This window comes from Exiguobacterium sp. s150 (assembly GCF_018618435.1).
Taxonomy (GTDB): domain Bacteria; phylum Bacillota; class Bacilli; order Exiguobacteriales; family Exiguobacteriaceae; genus Exiguobacterium; species Exiguobacterium alkaliphilum.
The window spans coordinates 1-18,472 of the sequence record NZ_JACSMC010000045.1 but is presented as its reverse complement, the minus strand read 5'-3'; the positions used below and the strand labels follow the sequence as shown (position 1 = coordinate 18,472).

Here is an 18,472-nt window from a genome sequence, read left to right as displayed (position 1 = left end):
CAGCCATACACCTGGGCATAGGACACCTGATATTGTTCCGCGGTCTGCTGGTAGTTGCGTCCATTCTCCAAACAGTATTTCACGATCTCAAGGCGCTCTTCGAATGTGGTTTTTCTTCCTTTTGTCATAGCTCGATCCATCCCTTTTCTCGAATCTGTTAACTCGCTATGACTAGTATACTTCTTAATCCATTTACGAAGAACAGACCAATCACTGATCTGATACTTGGAGAGTACCTCCATTCTAGTGAACCCATCGAGATAGTCGCGGACGGCCGCGATTTTCAGTTCCTTGGTGTACAGTTTCCATGCCTTCGATTCCTTCAACGCATCGATCCCAACGGTATCGAATTTCACTTTCCACACCTGGAGGGTGTGCCTAGAGACGCCATGAGCCTCCATGATTTCTTTCCAAGTATATGTTTCTTCTTCCATCATGCGCAGCGCACTCAATTTTTGTTCGATCGTATGCCGACTTCTCGCCATAAAAAAACACTCCCCAATCAGATAAACAGATTTGTTATTTCGTCTGTCTACCTATTGGGGAGCATATCATACCGCTGTGGGGTTTTTGTGTTCGCGTTCAGGTGTTGTACTAAATTTTATAATTCATCATTTCAAAAAAACATCAATTAAAACATTTTTTACACTAGTTACTATTTGTATTTTTAACCTTTTAATGTATTATACATACAAACATAATTGACAGGAGTGGTCCGATGCACATAGAAAATCGAAAAATTTTAATTACAGGTGTTACAGGGACACTCGGAGGACGCGTTGCATCTAAAATGAAAAATGAAGGCGCCGAGGTCATCGTTCTAATTCGAAACCAATCTTTAGCACAAAAATTTCGTGATGAGGGGTTTGTACCTCTCATTGGTGATTTAACAGACTCAACTTATTTATCTAAAATCATGAAAGGGATTGATTATGTTATCAACTGTGCGGCATATCTTGGGGAAGATACTGAACTTGCGATAGCTTCAAACATTACGGGAGTAAAGTTTCTGGCTCACGCAGCACTAGATAATAGTGTTAAAAAATTCATCCATATTTCTACGACATCGGTTTATGGGGAGCCTCAAAGCGGACACCTCGATGAAGATTCACCTCTCGCATATGACCATCCAGAAACATATATCTCCACTAAAATTCGTTCTGAACAAATCCTGTCCGCTTATAATGACAAAGGTCTCCCTGTTATTATTTTGAGATCTGGTGCTATCTGTGCAGAAACGAACTCCTATTGGGGTGACAATCAAGTTAAACGCATGCTATCCTGCGACAATGTAACATGGGTTCATCCCGATGACTCCGTTCCATGGGTCCATGCCGATAATCTAGCTGAAATGATTTACATAGCTTTATTAGATGGCATAGACGGAGAAGTGTACCACGCCATAGATCTGAATGTAGACGATCGCCATTTTCGTGTACAGTTAGCCATTGCTGCCAAAAAGAAAATCATTCCTCCTAATCGCCAAGTAGAGAAGGCGACCTACACAGTCGAGAAGATTCGAGAAATCGGATATAGACCGCTTAAAACATTTGAGCAGACTATGAATAACCTTATAAAACTTGTACCACGCTAATCTAAAGTTCATCGTTAAGAAACACAAATGTCTAATCTCATTTCATAACACAAAAACACCATTCGGTCGAATGGTGTTCCTCTTTGCTTATATGACTCGTTGAACGCATTGGAGAGTCAAGCATTTTTAATAAGTGCCCGCTGATTATAGATTGCAAGGCATCACCCTCTTCGCTAAATAAGTTGTGCCTTCACAAATATCATCCAATCGTCTATCATGCTACAACTATCATCTGCTATCCGCTTCATTTTTATACATACCTGTTCTCTTCTTCACCCTGACATGCTCAATCAACGCATGCATGATTTGTTCTTCTTTGATGCCAAAATCCTGATCAAACGGTACCCGCTCCCCTTCGAATAGAAACGCATCGACTAAGTAAAGGACTCGTGGTCTTTTACGCGGTGCGCTGTCCTTGAGACATCGTTCCCAGACGAACTGCCCGAACTCTTTTGAATGACCTCTGTGCTCGATCGCATTTCGTATCATCGTCCGTGTGATTTCAAGATGACCTTCCCATAGCCAACGACCGGCCACTCGATTCCACATCTCGATACGCCCCTGCTCTTTGATCGCTTCTATATCGATTTCGGCATGATACGGGGCCTCTTCTTCATTCTTGACGACATCCCGAACGTCTCCCGTCACCGACTCTGGATACATCTCCCACCCGTCAGGCATCCGCTCTTTGATGAACTGCTCGAGCGCCTCCTCACTGATCCGATATCCTTTTTTACGCGACTCGAGCGGTTCCGCCTGGATCACGCCTTTCCGTACCCAGTTGCGGACCGTCTCCTTATGGCTTGTGAGCTTGTTCTTCGATAAAATTTCAAATGCTTCGTCAATCGTATACATAATAGACCTCCCTTTAACACAATGATGATTTTATTATATAATACCATAAACATTGTATTAAATTAAGATGTTATCTTAATCCACTTCAAATTAATCGGAAATCGGTGAATGACTTCCAAACAAAAACACCATTCAGCCGAATGGTGTTCCTCGCGTGGCGTGAGACGCGCCCACGCTCTTGCTTTTGACGTTGTCCTTACGCTCCGTGCCTCCCGTTAGAAAGGGCCAGGAACATAGAGATGCGGCGACAAAGCCAGCAGCTCTTGTTATCGGGCCGTCAGGGGGGCAGCGGTGCGATGAGCGACTTCGCCACGAGGCGTTAGACGCTCACGCATGAGCCTGGATCACCATTCCTTCTCCCATGCCCCGTCTTCAGAGACTCCCCAATCCTCGAACCGATACTTGATGAGCCAATGGACATGCATCACCTCATATTCGAATACACCCTTGGATAGCTCTGAGACGACGAAACTGACGTCCCCATTCGCCACCACCCATGTCCCATATAGATACATTTTCTTGATCGGACGCGCTTCTGCATCCAGGTAAATCAATACCCGGAAATAGGGCGAGTTCCGTCCTTCATCGAACCGGACGACCTTCTCGACGCAATGTTCCTTGTCGACGACACGCATCCACTCGGGATGTTCCATCAGTTCCGAGAACACGGTCTGGACGAACGGATCCAATCCCGCGAACGCATAGTCATCAAGCAGCCCCTCGTCCTTCACACCTCCCCCTTCCGGTTCTCTATAGAACGATTCCCCGTAAAAAGACAGTTCAGTCCTCATCCATACACTAGTAGAAACGATTCCCATTCAAAAAAATGTATACGCGTATACATGTATACACGTATACAAATCTACATGTATACATCTAGAAAATTCTTACGGTCGACCATATGTTCGAAGCGTATTGGTGGTGAAAAAAACTGTGCTTCTTGTCAATAACTCCCCTTCTTTCACATCACATAGGATATCCATACTCACAAGTTTAAATTCCCCGTTCTTAACGTTTAACCGATCCGGTAGGCGGCGTAGCAATACCTCCGTCATTTCGTCCATCGTCTGTTGGTCTAGTTGGAATTTATCCATCTGAATCATCCTCTCCTGTTGATAGCCTCATGATATCTCGCATCCACGTAAGCAACATCTCGGCTTATTTCACGTAAGCCCTGGTGTTGTTTCAAACAAGCCCTAGGGCTTGTTTAAAAAACATAGTCATTTTCAATAAACAAGCGCGCTTTTCACTTCTGCCATTTCATCAAACACTCTTCTTACGAGACAGACCAAAATAACGTCCAATCTTCACATACGAACCGTCTCGTTTTCGTCATGCGAAAACGATCCTTTTCCCGGATCCCGCTCTATGGATCCAGGCGAGAGCAACGCGAGTCGCCCGTCTCATCAAAGAAAAACGCACGTTTTTCGTCCTTGCCCTTCCCAGACGGACCGGGACCGGTCCCCCGGCCCCACTCCATTCCATTCAACCCATGTAACCTCGCTGTTTCATGCTGACGTATGACTCGTCCGACCCGAGGATGAGATGGTCGAGGACCGGGATGCCGATGAGGTCCCCCGCTTCATGTAACCGTTCCGAGACGAGGATGTCTTCCCGGCTCGGTGTCGGGTCCCCGCTCGGGTGTTGATGACAGACGATGAGGCACGAGGCGTTGTTCAAGATGGCGCATTTGAAGACCTCCCGTGGGTGGACGACGCTCGAGTTGACGCTCCCGACGTGCGCACGGTGGACGCCGATGACCCGATTTTTAGTATTCAGCATGATGACGAGGAACACTTCACGGTCGTCGTCCCCGATGAACGATGACCCGATTTGTCGGGCGCTGTCCGGTGAGTGGATGATGGCGTGCTCGAGGGCGACCATTTCCTCGCGAACCTCTTGCTTGATACGGATGACCTCGATGATGGCGGATAGTTCCATGTTGGTTTGTCCCCTTTCGGATAAGCTGTGCTCAGAACGAACACCGTTGTGCGTCCTGTTGACGGGAACGAAGCGAGCGTCGGGAGACGGTGCAAGGGCGACCGCAGGGAGAGCCTCAAAAAAATGCGTAGAGCAAACGGAGGACCAGGCTTCCGTAGCCCACGAGCGAAAAGCCTCGCTTTGAGCCAAAAGCGAAGGAAGACGGGCCGAAGAGCGCGTCATTTTTTTGACGTCCCTTGCACCGACGACCAGCGAGCTAGAGTACGGAAACAGGACGCACGGATCATCAAACACGAAAAAGGCTGTTCAAATGAGACAAACGGGGTATAAAATAAGAACAAACGTTCGTTAAATTGAAAGGGGTAATTGTGATGACGATGTATCGCGACCGGGGTGAGCTAAAATGGATCCCATTCCTTATGCCCGAGCACAAGGCGTTATTGACGAAGTATTATAAGGAAATCCAAAAGATTGAGATGCCAGATGTCGATGAACAGGTCTTATCGGTTTATGAAAACGTGCTGAATGACGCAATTTTCAGTGGGGATATGGTCGAGGTGAAATATGTGGAGGAGCGGGAGATGAAACGGTTCAAGGGGTTTGTGCACCGGACGAACTATTTGGAGCGGACCGTCGAACTGGCCAATCAGCGAGACGGGATCATTCATGTACCGTTCGATGCGATCATCCATGTGGAGCGGTCGATGGACTAACGCCCTAGCGGTTGTTCGAAGTCTGCGTCACGAAACGAAGTGTCGCTCCTCGACTTTTCCAAAATAAAAGGGAAGAGCGACTGTGCTCTTCCCTTCACGACTCGATTCACTTATACAACTGGATTCATATCTTGATTTATACGAATTGCTTCAAATCATTGAATCCTTTGTTTTTAGCATTCTCAATAAATAGACGGACCCGTTCTTCTCGAGGTATTTGATTCTCCAAACAATAGTCTAGGAAACCAATCAACACTTCACGCGTAATCATTAACCCTTCAATCGTTTCACCTGTTAATTTTTTCGCAAGCGACGTGATCGACTCTAATTTTTTTTCGCCCGTGAAACCTCCAGAGGTGACATACCCATAGAACTCAAGCTTACTTTCGTCATAGGTCATATAGTTTTGAATGTACTCCGATGCCATGTAATTCGCGAGTTGTTGGGTTAACCCAAACCCATTCGGATAATGTTTGGTATCGATGATGCCATGAATGGAACCTGAACGAATCAAGATTTCGATTTCTGTCTGCTTGCCCTGGATCTTAGGTTGGTAGATTGTGTCGAAACCGATTGCCTTCAAGATTTCTGTGGTCGTTCGTTCAAATTCATTATGCGTCATGTTCCCTAGATATCTCTCTACAAAATCTTCAGAAAGATGATTTATTGATTCTTTTCCAGCCTGTACGGCATTCACGGCTTTCAATGCATCGCGTTTCCCAAAGACCGGCTCGAAATGAGACAGAAGCTCTTCATGTGTCAATTCCAAAGGGTTAGGGATTTTATTCAAGACAGTTTCAATTTTTTTTGTCATTTTAACCGAATTGTTGGCCGGTTTGATGTCACCAAACTCATTTGATTTATAGCTGTCGACGTCCAGACCGCTGTTCTGGGCCATCCGTTCAACCGAGATCAGGTAACGCGTATTGAACGGGTAACGCGAATCGTAATAAGCGATACTTTCCATCGCCGTGTCAACTAAAGTCGGTTCTGTTCTCAGAATCGACGTTCCTCTCTGATATTCAACCAATCCCGTATATTCACACAGCAACATGAATGTATGCGCAACGTCAGAATGGGCCTGATAGTAATCGCGAGCGGCCTTGTCATTCCGGGCCCGATGATCGTAGTGAACCGCGACCTCTTGCTTCATTGATTCTTTTTGTTCTGGGGACGCTTTTCGGAATGATAGGATTTTTGAGACAACCTCTTGTTCCTGTGAATCTTGTTGTGCAGTCAAAACAAAATACGTAATTTCTTCTTTAGATAGACGGTACTCAAGCTCTGAACGTTGTACGAGTTTGATCAAAAAGCGCGCTGGACGAATACGGAATCCTTCTTCGAATTTCGGTCGGAATCCTTTTTCCATGAAGTAGGCATTCGGAATTTGAAGCGTGAGAATTTGCTTCTTCACGTTCTCATATTCTTTAATCCCATCTACGAGTGCCTTCCCGACCTTCGTCGGTTTCACAAAGCCCTCTTTATCGATGTAACAGTACGAGAATGTCTTTAACATCGCGCACCACGTACGTCCACCTGATCCGTCATTGCTCACGTTGTTACGCTTTAACCCATGTGCTGCAAGGACCGATTCATAATGCTTGTGCAGTTCTCGGTTCCCTTCCCATTTCTTCGTGAAATTTTCTGTCGCCTCTTTCAATGCAGTGACAGCCTCCGCGTGGAAACGCGGATCTCTCTCCGGTCGTGTGATAAACCATACTTTACGTTCAGCCATATTGTTTCATCCTTTCAATTCTCATTTTATTTTTTCGTTCTCGTATGTCTGGTCGATCATTCAATTCAATCAATAACTGCTTTTTGACCATTCGGTTCCCCGGCAATGGATTTTTGTCATAATATTCGACGACTCGATAGATGACATCGAAATGGTTTTCGACTGCCTCATCAAATTCAATCTCACCATCGAGCTCAGATATCGATTCGATAGTCTCCCCATACTTCCTAATGATTTCTTCGATTTCGAGAATCGAGATATCTGACGAATCACTATTTTTTGTGAAAGAAGACATCGTTCCATTCATTAGCTCTTCTTTCATCTCCAGTGCGGCCTTCCAGTATCGAATCAACGTGATCGCATTGAAGACGTTCCCGGCACGTTCATCTCGATAAATTGAGTTGAGTTCTCGTCCTGTCTTCTCCGATAGGATTCTTCTGATATCCTTTTGTGCCAGATGTTCCTTGAACGCACTTATGATTTCTTCTGTAATAAAACTCGAACAGAGGTACATTTCACATAACTCTCTTAAGTTTCTAAGACGCTTATCTTTCAACTGCTCCTCCCCCTCTTTGGTATCTGTTGCTAAATTCAGATTACAACAGGCCATCAAAGTAAAATCATTCAATGTTGAATGATTTTACTTTGATGGCTATCTGTATTTTAGTTTTTTACGATTTGAGCTTTAGGGCTGCTATTTGTTAAAAAGAGATGTAGAATAGGCTTATGAGTAAGCAAGAACATACTTTCGTTTTTTTGAAAGCATTGAAAGTGAGGAGTTTTATTATGATATTTAAAAAAGGTGAACTTTTTAATGGTCCAGGTGGCCTTTCTCTTGGTGCGAAAAATGCACACGTGATTCATCCAGAGACAAACGAGGAGTATCGGATCGTACATGAATGGTCAAACGACTACGACGAGCAAGCTTGCAAAACATTCCGTTTCAATATTTGTGATGATATTGAAGATAATTCTGTCCACCATGGGCCCGTCGAACAACTTCCAATTGGAGACAAGTCGGTCCTGGGTGACATCGATTGCTTCGCTTTCGGGTTCCCATGCAATGATTATAGCCAGGTTGGTGAGAAACAAGGCTTGAACGGGACATTCGGTCCTCTCTACTCTTATGGGGTCAAAGTACTGAACGAGTATCAACCGAAGTTTTTCGTCGCTGAGAACGTAGGTGGTCTTCAAAGTGCCAACGAAGGTAAAGCCTTCATTCAAATTTTGACTGAGCTTGAAGAGTGCGGCTATGTATTGACACCTCACCTCTATAAATTTGAACTCTATGGGGTCCCTCAGGCTCGTCACCGAATCATCATCGTTGGGATTCGCAAAGATTTGGCAGAGCAAGGAATCAAATTTAAAGTTCCCGCGCCACTTAACACACTCGACAATGTCAAAACAGCAAGTGAGGCAATTTTGAATCCTCCGATTCCAGAAGATGCAATGAATAATGAATTGACTCGGCACAACGCTAAAGTGGTAGAAATGCTTGGGCATATTCCACCTGGTGAAAATGCTTGGTACCTAGGTATCCCAGAACATTTGCGGCTAAACGTTAAAGGTGCACGTCTGAGTTCGATTTATAAACGATTAGACCCGAACCGTCCAGCGTATACGGTTACTGGTAGCGGTGGTGGCGGTACGCATATGTATCACTGGGAAGAAGAACGTGCTTTGACAAACCGTGAGCGGGCTCGCCTCCAAACCTTCCCGGATGATTTCGTGTTCATTGGTAGCAAGGAGCAGGTACGTAAGCAAATCGGCATGGCTGTCCCACCGGCAGGAGCTCAAATTGTTTTTGAAGCGATTTTAAAAACTTTTGCTGGCATAGAATACGATTCAGTTGAACCCACTCCGAAATTACAATTAAACAATCTGAAGGGTGAAAAAACTATAAAAATCAGTACTCCTATCCTGTGAATGGGGGTGAAATGATGATATTGCGACATTCAACTCACATATATAATGTAGCCTCGATTCTTCAACAAGGTGGAATATCGTCCAGCTTCAATTCGGGTAATAAAGATGAGGGATACCTTTCACTAGAACTTGATCCACCTACAGACTTTTTAAAAAATAACCTTCACTTGCTTAAGGAGAATCGTCTCCGTCGAGGTGATGGAACAATTCTGCCATGGAATAAAGAAGACACTATCGCATTAGACTTCGATTTGCATTCCGTAGAACAATCCGGCATCGCAATTGTCAATGATAGAAGCGGTAAACCAGTATCTGCGTATTTGGATATTAAATTTGGATTATGTCAAAAAACTCCTTTTATCGAGTGGCCAGAAGAGACCGACATCAAAAGATTTGAACAGATAACAACAGAAAATATTTTTAGTTTAATTGGCGAATACCGATTTATTCATAGCTTTTTATCACTTGAATACTTGAGGGAAGAATCTCGAATATCATTAGACAGTCTTGCTGAGAGTTAAAATATGTTGTGACGAATGCTCAGCAATTATATGACAATTGTAACTCCATTTATTTCTGTTGAGAGCGTAAAATATGTTGTGTAAATGAATAAATAGAAAAAGGAAGACCTTTTCTTGTAGAATTAAGTCACCACAACCAATTCACAGAAAAGAGGCCTTCCCTATGACTCAGTTTACAACAGATATTATGCAAGCTCTAGTAAAAAAAGAAGACATCTCCGAAGTTTTCCGCAAGCACCTGGAGACGGCGGTCAATACGCTCCTTCAGACAGAACTGACAGCTTTCCTGGACTACGAGAAATACGATCGCATTGGCTTCAACTCGGGTAACTCCCGCAACGGTTCTTACATGCGGACACTCCATACGGAGTACGGAGACTTGGAGCTTTCGATTCCGCGGGACCGGAATGGTGAATTCAACCAACAGACGGTCGCACCATACAAGCGCTCGAACGATACGCTGGAGTCCTTCGTCATCCACATGTTCCAGAAAGGCGTCACGATGTCCGAAATCTCGGATCTGATCGAGAAGATGTATGGCCATCACTACACGCCGCAAACCATTTCCAATATGACGAAAGCGATGAGCGAACAGGTGGAGGCGTTTAAAGCCCGCCCGCTGGCCGCCCGCTACGTGTGCGTCTATTTGGATGCGACCTATATTTCACTCAAGCGCGATACCGTATCTAAGGAAGCCGTCTATATTGCGGTCGGCATTCGAGAGGACGGTTCGAAAGAAGTGCTGGCCTATACAGTGGCGCCCACGGAATCCGCATTCGTTTGGGAAGAAGTCCTATTGGACTTGAAAGAGCGCGGTGTCGAAGAGGTGCTTCTGTTTATCTCCGACGGCTTGAAAGGCATCCCTGATCGCATCTTCGCGATCTTTCCGGATGCGAAGTATCAGGCGTGCTGCGTCCATTTGTCGCGCGGCATTGCCCACAAAGTCCGCGTCACCGACCGGAAGGAGATTCTCGATGACTTCAAATCGGTCTACCGGGCTGAGAGCCGGAAACTGGGTGAAGAAGCGCTGAAAGCCTTTGTCGACAAGTGGAAAACGGCTTATCCCAAAGTGACGAAATCGCTGGAAGCCAATCCCTTTGTCTTCACGTTCTACGACTTTCCGAAAGCCATTTGGCGTAGCATCTATTCGACGAATCTGATCGAGTCATTCAACAAGAAAGTGAAGAAATACAGCAAGCGCAAGGAGCAATTTCCGAACGAGGATTCTTTGGACCGATTCCTGGTTTCCCAGTTCGAAATCTACAACCAGAACTTCTCCACCCGCTGCCATATCGGATTCGATCAAGCTCGCGCAGAGCTGACTGAGATGTTCAAACAGGCTTAATGAAAATACATACAAGAAAAGGTTTTACTTATTTACACATAATTCTTGACGGTCTCTTTCTGTTCTAAGTAAAATATAAAATTCATAAACTGTTGGCCATCGATGCCGCTAGGAGACTCTCATGAATAAAAAGATACAGGTCTTCATTTCGTCTACATTTCTAGATTTACAGAACGAACGACAGGCCGCGGTTGAAGCAACTCTGGACGCAAATCATATTCCTGCGGGAATGGAACTTTTTAAGGCAGGAAATGACGATCAATGGACAACTATTAAGCGTTGGATTGATGAATCTGACGTATATATGCTTATTCTTGGCGGGCGATATGGAAGTATCGAACCAATTTCCGGGAAAAGCTATACTCAGTTAGAGTATGAGTATGCGTTGGAAACAAAAACACCTATTTTTTCTGTGGTACTAAAAAATAGTTGGCTTTATCAAAAAGCCGCAGAGCAATCAGAGACAAATGTCTTCGAACAAAGATCTAAAGAAAAATACGATACGTTTAAAGAAATGATCCATAAAAAAATGGTTAGAGAGGTTGAAAACATAGCAGAGATAAAATTAGCAGTTCATACATCTTTGAATGATCTCATTTATCGTTCAGAGTATGAGTTCTCAGGTTGGGTCAAAGGAAGTGAAATCTTAGACCAGACTGAATTGATTAATGAAAACAGGAAACTATTAAAAGAAAATACTAAGTTGAAAGATATGCTTGAGAAGCAAAGAAAACATAAGACAGTTGGAAATCTATCATATGAAGAAGTCAAAAAGGTAATGGAACAGAAGAGAATGGCTATTCCTGAAGAAGCGAAAGGTCTTGGAAAGGGAGAAATGACTTTGCTAGAGCTGTTCCTTGTTTTCAGAAGTCATTTTACGAGAGGCGTCCCTATTCAAACTTCAAAACGGGACTCTAATGTAACTTTCATATTGGATATAGCTTCTCAACTTATCAATTTAAGTGTGTGTGAAGTAGTCAAAAGGACAGGGGCGAAAATTGACGAAATTCGAGTTAGTAAAGAAGGTAATAAATTTTTAGCCTACTGGGATGTAGAAAATATAATAATCTAATCGTTTGAAAGGGCTTTGGGAACTAAGGCTGTTAATAATTCATCAAAATAGAGAACAATAATCCGTCTTTAAAACGAACGTTAAAAAGACATAATTGATAGTTAATACACATTAAAATGAAAAGGGCTGTAAATAGCCCTTTTCATTTTGCCTCCATTGTCTTTTAACTTATCTTTTTATCAATGTTTGTTTTCTGTTATGATTGATGAGTAAACAAACAAATGAACGGAGGTTATTCATGACGAGAATTGGATATGCACGAGTATCAACCTTTGATCAGAACTTGGACTCGCAGCTAGATGAACTTAAGAAAGCCGGTTGTACTAAAATCTTTCAAGAGAAGGCCTCCAGTGTTAAAAAGAGACCAGAATTTGAGAAGTGCTTAGATTATTTACGAGAAGGTGATACCCTGGTCGTCTGGAAGCTAGATCGGTTGGGGAGAACCACAAAGAAGCTTCTTGAATTGATTGATGATTTGAAGGATCGCGGAATCAATCTTCAAATCATTACACTAGGTGTCGATACCTCTACGGCTGCCGGCCGACTATTCTTCACCATGATGGCTGGGTTGGCAGAGATGGAGCGTGAATTGATCCGCGAACGTACAAACGCTGGACTTCAGGCTGCCCGAGCCAGAGGAAGGATGGGTGGAAGAAAACCAATTGATGAACAGGTCATGGCCAGAGCCATGATGATGTATGAGGCCAAGATGACAGTGGATGATATTACCAAGACTCTAGATATCTCAAGATCTACTTTTTATAAGTACTTAAAAACCCTCAAGTGATTGTTTTTAATCATTTGAGGGTTGAAATCATAAATTGTTTTGTATTTGAGTTAAAAACCTTGAACGATATTGCTTTTTCACATCTCCCCAGGGCATCATTCGAGATTCTGGATATGTTAAAAAGCAAACACGCTTAGCTCTAGTGACTGCCACAAACATATTATTTAGTTCCTCATTTAACTCTTGATTTGTATTAGCTCTGTAGTCTGGAAATACTCCCTCACACAACCCCATGATAAAGACCATATCGTATTCTAATCCTTTAGTCATATGAACTGTTGAAAGTGTTACTCCGACTGAGTTGAAATTAGCTGTCCTTCCTAAAGAAAGTTGATGTTTGAAGTGCGACAAACTCCTCTGATCAGCAGAAGTCATTCTACAGTATTTTTCCCAATGACTTTTCCAAGCGTCCATGTCATTCATAAACTGTTCTTTCCAAATGCTAAATTCTTCGTCATTTGCTTCCACTTCGATAACCGCTACTGCATCAGTGATTTTTTTCAAAGCGCTTGAGAATGAAGAACTATCCGTTATGATACGCTCCCAAGCTTTTTGTATTTCATTTAGTACTTCTAACTTGAAATCCGGTGAATCACGAAGTGTCGCTTTGCTCATTATATTTATAGGGTCCAAAGAATCGATTTCCTCTAAAAATAAAGGTGTTAGCTTATTTTTAGTCAATTGGTCTTGAGGATTTACGATGAGTTTAATCCCGTTCTCAAATACTTGACCTTCTAAGGTCAAACTTTCCATTGGCTTACTAGGTATTCTAAAATTGTATGGTATATTTTTTCTTCCCAAAGCTTCTTCTAAAGGCTTTAAAATATAGCGATTTCTTGCTATTACTGCTATGTTCTCATATTTTACTGTTCCCTCAATCCACTCGTTCCCATTAGATACTTCCTTCGCAATTTGATTAACAATCCATTCAGCCTCAAGGTAATCGTTACTAAACTGATTGATTTGTAAGTCTCCATCTAACGGGTATACTACATCTCCATCTAGAGTATTGATGAGACTTTTAGCGGCATCGATAATTTTTTTTGTAGATCTAAAGTTCTCATTTAATCTTTTAACTTCAGGAGAAAAATCTCTCATGAAAAACTGAGTCATGTATTTACTATCAGATCCGTTAAACCCGTAAATGGATTGATTTTCATCACCAATCATCATCAAATTTCCATGACTTAAGCATAGAGCTTTTATTATTAAGTATTGGCTTAAGTTTAAATCTTGAGCTTCATCTACAAAAACGTGTTTATACAATCGCGAATACAGTTTTACTATTTGAGGTTTTTCAGTTAATAATTTGTATGCATAAAACAAAATATCGTCGTAATCAATTAAATGATGTTCAATTAACAAATTATTGTAAGCTTCAAAAATATATGATAAATTTTCGTCTGCTTCCTCCAGCATTGAGTCGTTTTTGAAAAAGCTCTGCTTTAGATAAGAAATTTTAGATAAAAGCGATTGAACGTTGTACTTATTTTCTTTAGATACTTCTAAATCTGATAGTACTTTTTTCATGATTTCAATTTTATCTTTATCATTCTCTATGACCGTTAAATTTGTTGGAAGACCTATCATTTTCCCTCTCGTAAGTACTACATCTAAACAGAAGGAATGGATTGTTCCAACATTGACGCTATTCATATCATTTTCACTTAATCGAAGTTCAAGTCTTTCCAAAATCTCTTCTGCAGCCTTGTTACTGAATGTAAGAGCTAATACGCTTGATTGACTTTCACTAACTAGTCTTGCAGTTCTCTCGATTAATACTCTGGTTTTACCACTACCAGGTCCGGCAGTTACAAGAAGAGCCCCCTCGTCATAATTGACAACCTCTAATTGGTTAGTAGTTAGTTTCATGATGGCTCCTCTCTTGTAAGTGATGTTCTGTTATCTTGTCGAACAGTTCAATTATTTTATTCGGGATCATTCGTTCACTTCCGCGATTTAAATTAATAATATAATCAGCAATTGTTGAAGAATAGGCAGTCTTATTTGTTGCCAAACAATCCAGCAACGCAATACTTGAACCATCCTCCTTATGATAATCTCTGATAACATCATCAAATATGAATTGATTGCAACTTGGACATTTATCGTCTGACTTCAACCTACCAGCAGATGTTCCATGTTTCGTTTTAAAAAATTTTTCAAAGAAACCTGCTCCCTTTTCAGCCTCTAACGCTTTTATAAGCTCGGGTGCGTATCCTTCATGAACTAAATATTGTTCGAAATCATTCTCATCAGGTAAAAAGACTATTTTCTCCATCTGCTGATCTTTTTTTTCTCCAAAAATTCTTTCTACAGCTTTTGTGACATCATTGAAAGCACTCTCTTCACCATCGCTAAAGATGAATACAGGTATATCAAAGCTATGTGCAAGTTTTAAAAATGGCCTATACTTACCTGATCCTCCTACAGAAACTACATTGATTCCCACTTCATATAACTCACGATCAAAATGTTTTTTGAAAAATGTAGGTAAAGATTGTTCCTCTGTTTCGCCTTCACACAAGATGAGCATTTCAGAGAAAAGGAGCTCACCTCTTGACCTTAAAATTTCGAACTTTAATTTCCTTAGCTCTTCTGAGGTGAAATCAATAGAAAGTGTTTTAGTTATAGTCTTACCATTTTTTTTAGAAACATGGAGTATTTCAAACGGATCCACTTGAGAAACTATACTCGGTGAATGTGTACTAACAAAGACCTGACCATTCAAAGACTTGATTTGTTTATAGATATTTCGTTGAGAATTGGGATGTAAGTGTGCCTCCGGCTCCTCTAACAAGATAATTGGATGGTAACATTTATCCTCAGAACCTCTCAATTTTATCTGCCAGTCTACATAAGATAGTAAAGTTAAAAATGTAACCCAACTTCGTGTACCCATACCATGACTATTCATAGGAAATACGTCTGAAGATTCATCTTGAAAGTTGATTACCAAATTTCTTCCTAAGTCATTCATTTTTTGAGTTACAGGATGGATAAGAATTTTCGAAGCATTCGCATCCAAAGTCTGAGAGACCATCCCAAGCTTTTCAGATAAGTGCTGTAATACATCACTTTCATTAACGATTTGAGAATTAATTGATTGTAGCTCTTCCTCAAATCTAAGTAATGAATCTGGATCGATTTTAATGTCTTTAACTAACTTAGCAAAGTAAGAAAACTTATCTCTCATGTCCGCGACAATATCTCTTCGAGCATCTAAATAAAAAACTGGTAATGCTTCAAAAAAGTTCTCTCTAGGAACATCTCTAAAATAATCATTATACTCCTCAATATTTTCATTCTCAGGCCAATCCAACAGGATTCTTCTCTCCACTTCGAACTCACCTTTAGAACGATTAAACGTAATCGTGGCTCTAATAGAAACCGACTGATTAGAATCATCATCCACGGAAATAAAGTTGCCAAAGTGCGTTTGCCATTCAGCGCTAAACTCAACTGGCGCCTGAGAAGTTCTATCACCATCCAAAGGAAATTCAACAGAAGGAAGAATCAAAACGTCAATAATTGCTTTCCTAGACTCTACATCAGAAAGACGATCACCTGAGCGCCGGTAAATATCTTCTGATGATACAGGAAATCTTGAATCAAAAACCGTTCTAATAGCAGATAAAAAAGCCGTTTTTCCAGCATTGTTCGCACCAATCAATACAGTGCCAGAAGAAGAACTACAAGAAAAGTCAGCAGATAATAAGGATCGAAAATTACGAATACGAACAGCAGATAACATCAAAGACATCTAATCACTCCTAAGCGTAGTTATTTCAAGTACTGCAAGCGGGAGTAGAGACCCACCCACCACCGTATCTATAAATGTATTGGAGTTGAGCCCATTAAATTCGATTGAACCAGGGAAAAGAACTACATTATCTTTCTTAACCAACATTATCGTTGTCTTAGCACATCTTCCCCTTCCTTCTACTTCCTTTGTTATTAGTCCTTCTTCCACCATGACGGCAACAAGGCGCTTGAATGTTGCGTATGACAAGCACTTGGAAGGATCTACTGATGATATGATTAAAGAAACAAGCGTCCGTTGCGCACCACAAATACACCCTCCGTTTTTGCGTAAAACTGCAAGGATGTCTTCTTTCCATTCATCTAGATGACTATATGTACGTTCTTCGCGTGGCTTTGCCCCTTCCCAGACTTGATATTTGAACTCGATACCAGACAAGGTCTCGATCCAATACGATGAAGGGCCGAGCGGAGAACCTGGCTTGAAGGCACTTTTCACTTTACGTTTAATCTCAATTTGACGAAGTGAGGGGCTATTCTTTTCATTCCAGCAATAAAGTGACGATAAGGCTTGATCTTCTTCATATCCTGCAGCCTTGTATGCGAGAGCAAGGGTGTAGCATGTATTATCACGTTGGCCCTCTTCCACGCCTTCTAATAACTTTAGGATTGCTGGGTGAGATAATAAATCCGTCGATCCTAAAGCTACATTACCTTTCTTCGACTGATTCTCTTGTTGCTCGGTCAACCAGTCACAAAGGTCGTCAAAAGAGACACGTTCTCCCGAGCGGAAGATGGTATTTTCTTCTGTCGGTAATCGGAACCAACGTTCAGCACCTATCGCTTGAAGATCCGCGTTCATCTCCTCAGCTATCATTCGTTGGACGCGCTTATAGTGATCCACGACTTTTGGAAAGGCGCGTCTTGGTTCTTTCAAGTACCAATACACATGGAAACCACCTGATGGCGTCTGGACGACGAGTGATGGTGTCGGCAGGCCTGCACTCGTCACCCGGTCCATGACGTCCGGGAAAATCATTCCTGCATTCTGCGACGTCTTGACATCGATATCAATCACCATGGCGTTTAACCAACGCAAAGAACCCGCATGACGTTGGTCGTTGCGGTAAAAAGTGTTCGGTGTGAAATATGTATACTTTTCTTTTGCCCCAAAGAGTGAGCGGTATGTACGGATGGCACGTGGTTGTGTGAACTCCTGACAGACAAAAATCCACCCTAGTTCTTTGCTATATCCGGTTTTCTCGACCTGAGAGGCCCGTTTCGGAGCTTCCGTCAATTGGTCTCGATAAAGATTTCTCAATACTTCCATGCCACATCCTCCTCTCTTCTTTTCTATGGCTCATCGTAAATTGTTGCGTATCCATTTATCTGAAATACGATGAACATTGTCGAGAAGAAAGAACAATGCTAAAATGATTGCATAAGAAAGACGCCTTTGTTCATCACGTTTTTCTTTTGAACAACGCATGAAAAAGGATCAGTTCATCGTATTATGTTTTTAGGAATCTAGGTTTCTACAAATCTATTCATGATGGCTGGTTTAGGGTGAAGCGTTGTTAAATACACAGTCTGACTACTAAGTCAGATGATTTGGATCTGATAACGGCCAGGTTATCAGATTTTTTTATGCCGTTTTTTCCTACTGGAAAGAACTTCATAACCCTATGTTTTCATAAAAGAAACCGCTTAACAACAGCTTTTTTTCGGGTTTATGCTCATAAAAAGCAATGTATACATGTAGATTTGTATACATGTAGATTTGTAGATTTGTATACATGTAGATTTGTATACATGTAGATTTGTATACATGTAGATTTGTATACATGTATACAAAATTCGAATTAATAATTCGCTAAGAACGTTGATTTAAAGACGTTTTTCAGATGATTCCATTTCCGATGTATACATGTATACATGTAGATTTGTATACATGTAGATTTGTATACATGTAGATTTGTATACATGTAGATTTGTATACATGTAGATTTGTATACACGTATACATGTATACCGTTTTTTTGAATATCTATCTTTGTTAGATCAACGTGGTTGAATATCCAGCAAAGGAGTATATCTTAAAGATATTTAGATGAATTGTCGTCACATAAAAAAACGAGGCTGGGACATAACTCAGTAGATTTATAACAAAGAGGCCCCCGGGAGCGACTTGTTCGCTCACGGGGGCCTCTTGTCATTTTTAT

The 18,472-nt window shown here is 41.7% G+C and carries 16 protein-coding genes; 7 read left to right on the top strand and 9 right to left on the bottom strand.

Going from position 1 to position 18,472, the window contains the following annotated elements:
• Positions 1 to 485 (bottom strand): helix-turn-helix domain-containing protein (locus KNP76_RS14730; RefSeq protein ID WP_214844951.1); only part of this gene is annotated, 485 nt, incomplete at its 3' end.
• Positions 486 to 718: 233 nt separating this feature from the next.
• On the opposite strand from KNP76_RS14730, the gene KNP76_RS14725 reads away from it, so the two are divergent.
• On the top strand, positions 719 to 1,594 hold the full coding sequence (locus KNP76_RS14725; protein WP_214844950.1) for an NAD-dependent epimerase/dehydratase family protein: 876 nt from the start codon (positions 719 to 721) through the stop codon (positions 1,592 to 1,594).
• Between the two features lie 228 nt (positions 1,595 to 1,822).
• On the opposite strand, the gene KNP76_RS14720 is transcribed toward KNP76_RS14725, so the two are convergent.
• From KNP76_RS14720 to KNP76_RS14710, 3 genes are all read right to left on the bottom strand, one after another.
• Positions 1,823 to 2,449, bottom strand: a complete 627-nt coding sequence (locus KNP76_RS14720; protein WP_214844949.1) for a helix-turn-helix domain-containing protein — start codon at positions 2,447 to 2,449, stop codon at positions 1,823 to 1,825.
• Between the two features lie 344 nt (positions 2,450 to 2,793).
• Entirely contained in the window at positions 2,794 to 3,240 is a 447-nt protein-coding gene (locus tag KNP76_RS14715) for a hypothetical protein (protein WP_214844948.1), read from the bottom strand.
• 694 nt (positions 3,241 to 3,934) lie between these two features.
• Positions 3,935 to 4,390, bottom strand: a complete 456-nt coding sequence (locus tag KNP76_RS14710; RefSeq protein ID WP_214755040.1) for a JAB domain-containing protein — start codon at positions 4,388 to 4,390, stop codon at positions 3,935 to 3,937.
• Positions 4,391 to 4,761: 371 nt separating this feature from the next.
• Here KNP76_RS14710 and KNP76_RS14705 point away from each other — a divergent pair, with 371 nt between their 5' ends.
• A complete protein-coding gene (locus KNP76_RS14705; protein ID WP_251137527.1) occupies positions 4,762 to 5,103 on the top strand; it encodes a YolD-like family protein in 342 nt (113 codons plus the stop codon).
• 136 nt (positions 5,104 to 5,239) lie between these two features.
• Here the strand turns inward: KNP76_RS14705 and KNP76_RS14700 are convergent, their stop codons facing one another.
• Both KNP76_RS14700 and KNP76_RS14695 read right to left on the bottom strand, forming a co-directional pair.
• Positions 5,240 to 6,838, bottom strand: a complete 1,599-nt coding sequence (locus KNP76_RS14700; protein WP_214844947.1) for an AlwI family type II restriction endonuclease — start codon at positions 6,836 to 6,838, stop codon at positions 5,240 to 5,242.
• Positions 6,831 to 7,394: a hypothetical protein gene (locus KNP76_RS14695; protein WP_214844946.1), complete on the bottom strand. Its 564-nt coding sequence runs from the start codon at positions 7,392 to 7,394 to the stop codon at positions 6,831 to 6,833. The genes KNP76_RS14700 and KNP76_RS14695 overlap by 8 nt, the downstream gene beginning before the upstream one ends.
• Before the next feature lie 230 nt (positions 7,395 to 7,624).
• Between KNP76_RS14695 and KNP76_RS14690 the strand changes: the two genes are divergently transcribed.
• From KNP76_RS14690 to KNP76_RS14670, 5 genes are all read left to right on the top strand, one after another.
• Positions 7,625 to 8,764, top strand: coding sequence for a DNA cytosine methyltransferase (locus KNP76_RS14690; RefSeq protein WP_214844952.1), 1,140 nt, complete (start codon positions 7,625 to 7,627; stop codon positions 8,762 to 8,764).
• A gap of 14 nt (positions 8,765 to 8,778) precedes the next feature.
• On the top strand, positions 8,779 to 9,285 hold the full coding sequence (locus tag KNP76_RS14685; protein WP_214844945.1) for a hypothetical protein: 507 nt from the start codon (positions 8,779 to 8,781) through the stop codon (positions 9,283 to 9,285).
• A 163-nt stretch (positions 9,286 to 9,448) separates the two neighbouring features.
• Complete coding sequence (locus KNP76_RS14680) at positions 9,449 to 10,630, top strand: IS256 family transposase (protein ID WP_214844944.1); 1,182 nt, start codon at positions 9,449 to 9,451, stop codon at positions 10,628 to 10,630.
• Positions 10,631 to 10,751: 121 nt separating this feature from the next.
• Entirely contained in the window at positions 10,752 to 11,702 is a 951-nt protein-coding gene (locus KNP76_RS14675; protein ID WP_214844943.1) for a DUF4062 domain-containing protein, read from the top strand.
• Between the two features lie 238 nt (positions 11,703 to 11,940).
• A complete protein-coding gene (locus KNP76_RS14670; protein WP_214844942.1) occupies positions 11,941 to 12,489 on the top strand; it encodes a recombinase family protein in 549 nt (182 codons plus the stop codon).
• Positions 12,490 to 12,516: 27 nt separating this feature from the next.
• Here the strand turns inward: KNP76_RS14670 and KNP76_RS14665 are convergent, their stop codons facing one another.
• Genes KNP76_RS14665 through KNP76_RS14655 form a run of 3 tightly spaced genes read right to left on the bottom strand, consistent with a single transcriptional unit; the run spans position 12,517 to position 17,581 of the window.
• A complete protein-coding gene (locus KNP76_RS14665; RefSeq protein WP_214844941.1) occupies positions 12,517 to 14,361 on the bottom strand; it encodes an ATP-dependent helicase in 1,845 nt (614 codons plus the stop codon).
• Positions 14,345 to 16,252, bottom strand: a complete 1,908-nt coding sequence (locus KNP76_RS14660) for an ATP-dependent nuclease (RefSeq protein WP_214844940.1) — start codon at positions 16,250 to 16,252, stop codon at positions 14,345 to 14,347. The genes KNP76_RS14665 and KNP76_RS14660 overlap by 17 nt, the downstream gene beginning before the upstream one ends.
• The gene (locus KNP76_RS14655) at positions 16,253 to 17,581 is read right to left on the bottom strand and encodes a primase C-terminal domain-containing protein (RefSeq protein WP_214844939.1); all 1,329 of its coding nucleotides are present in this window, start codon (positions 17,579 to 17,581) and stop codon (positions 16,253 to 16,255) included.
• Positions 17,582 to 18,472: the final 891 nt, after the last annotated feature.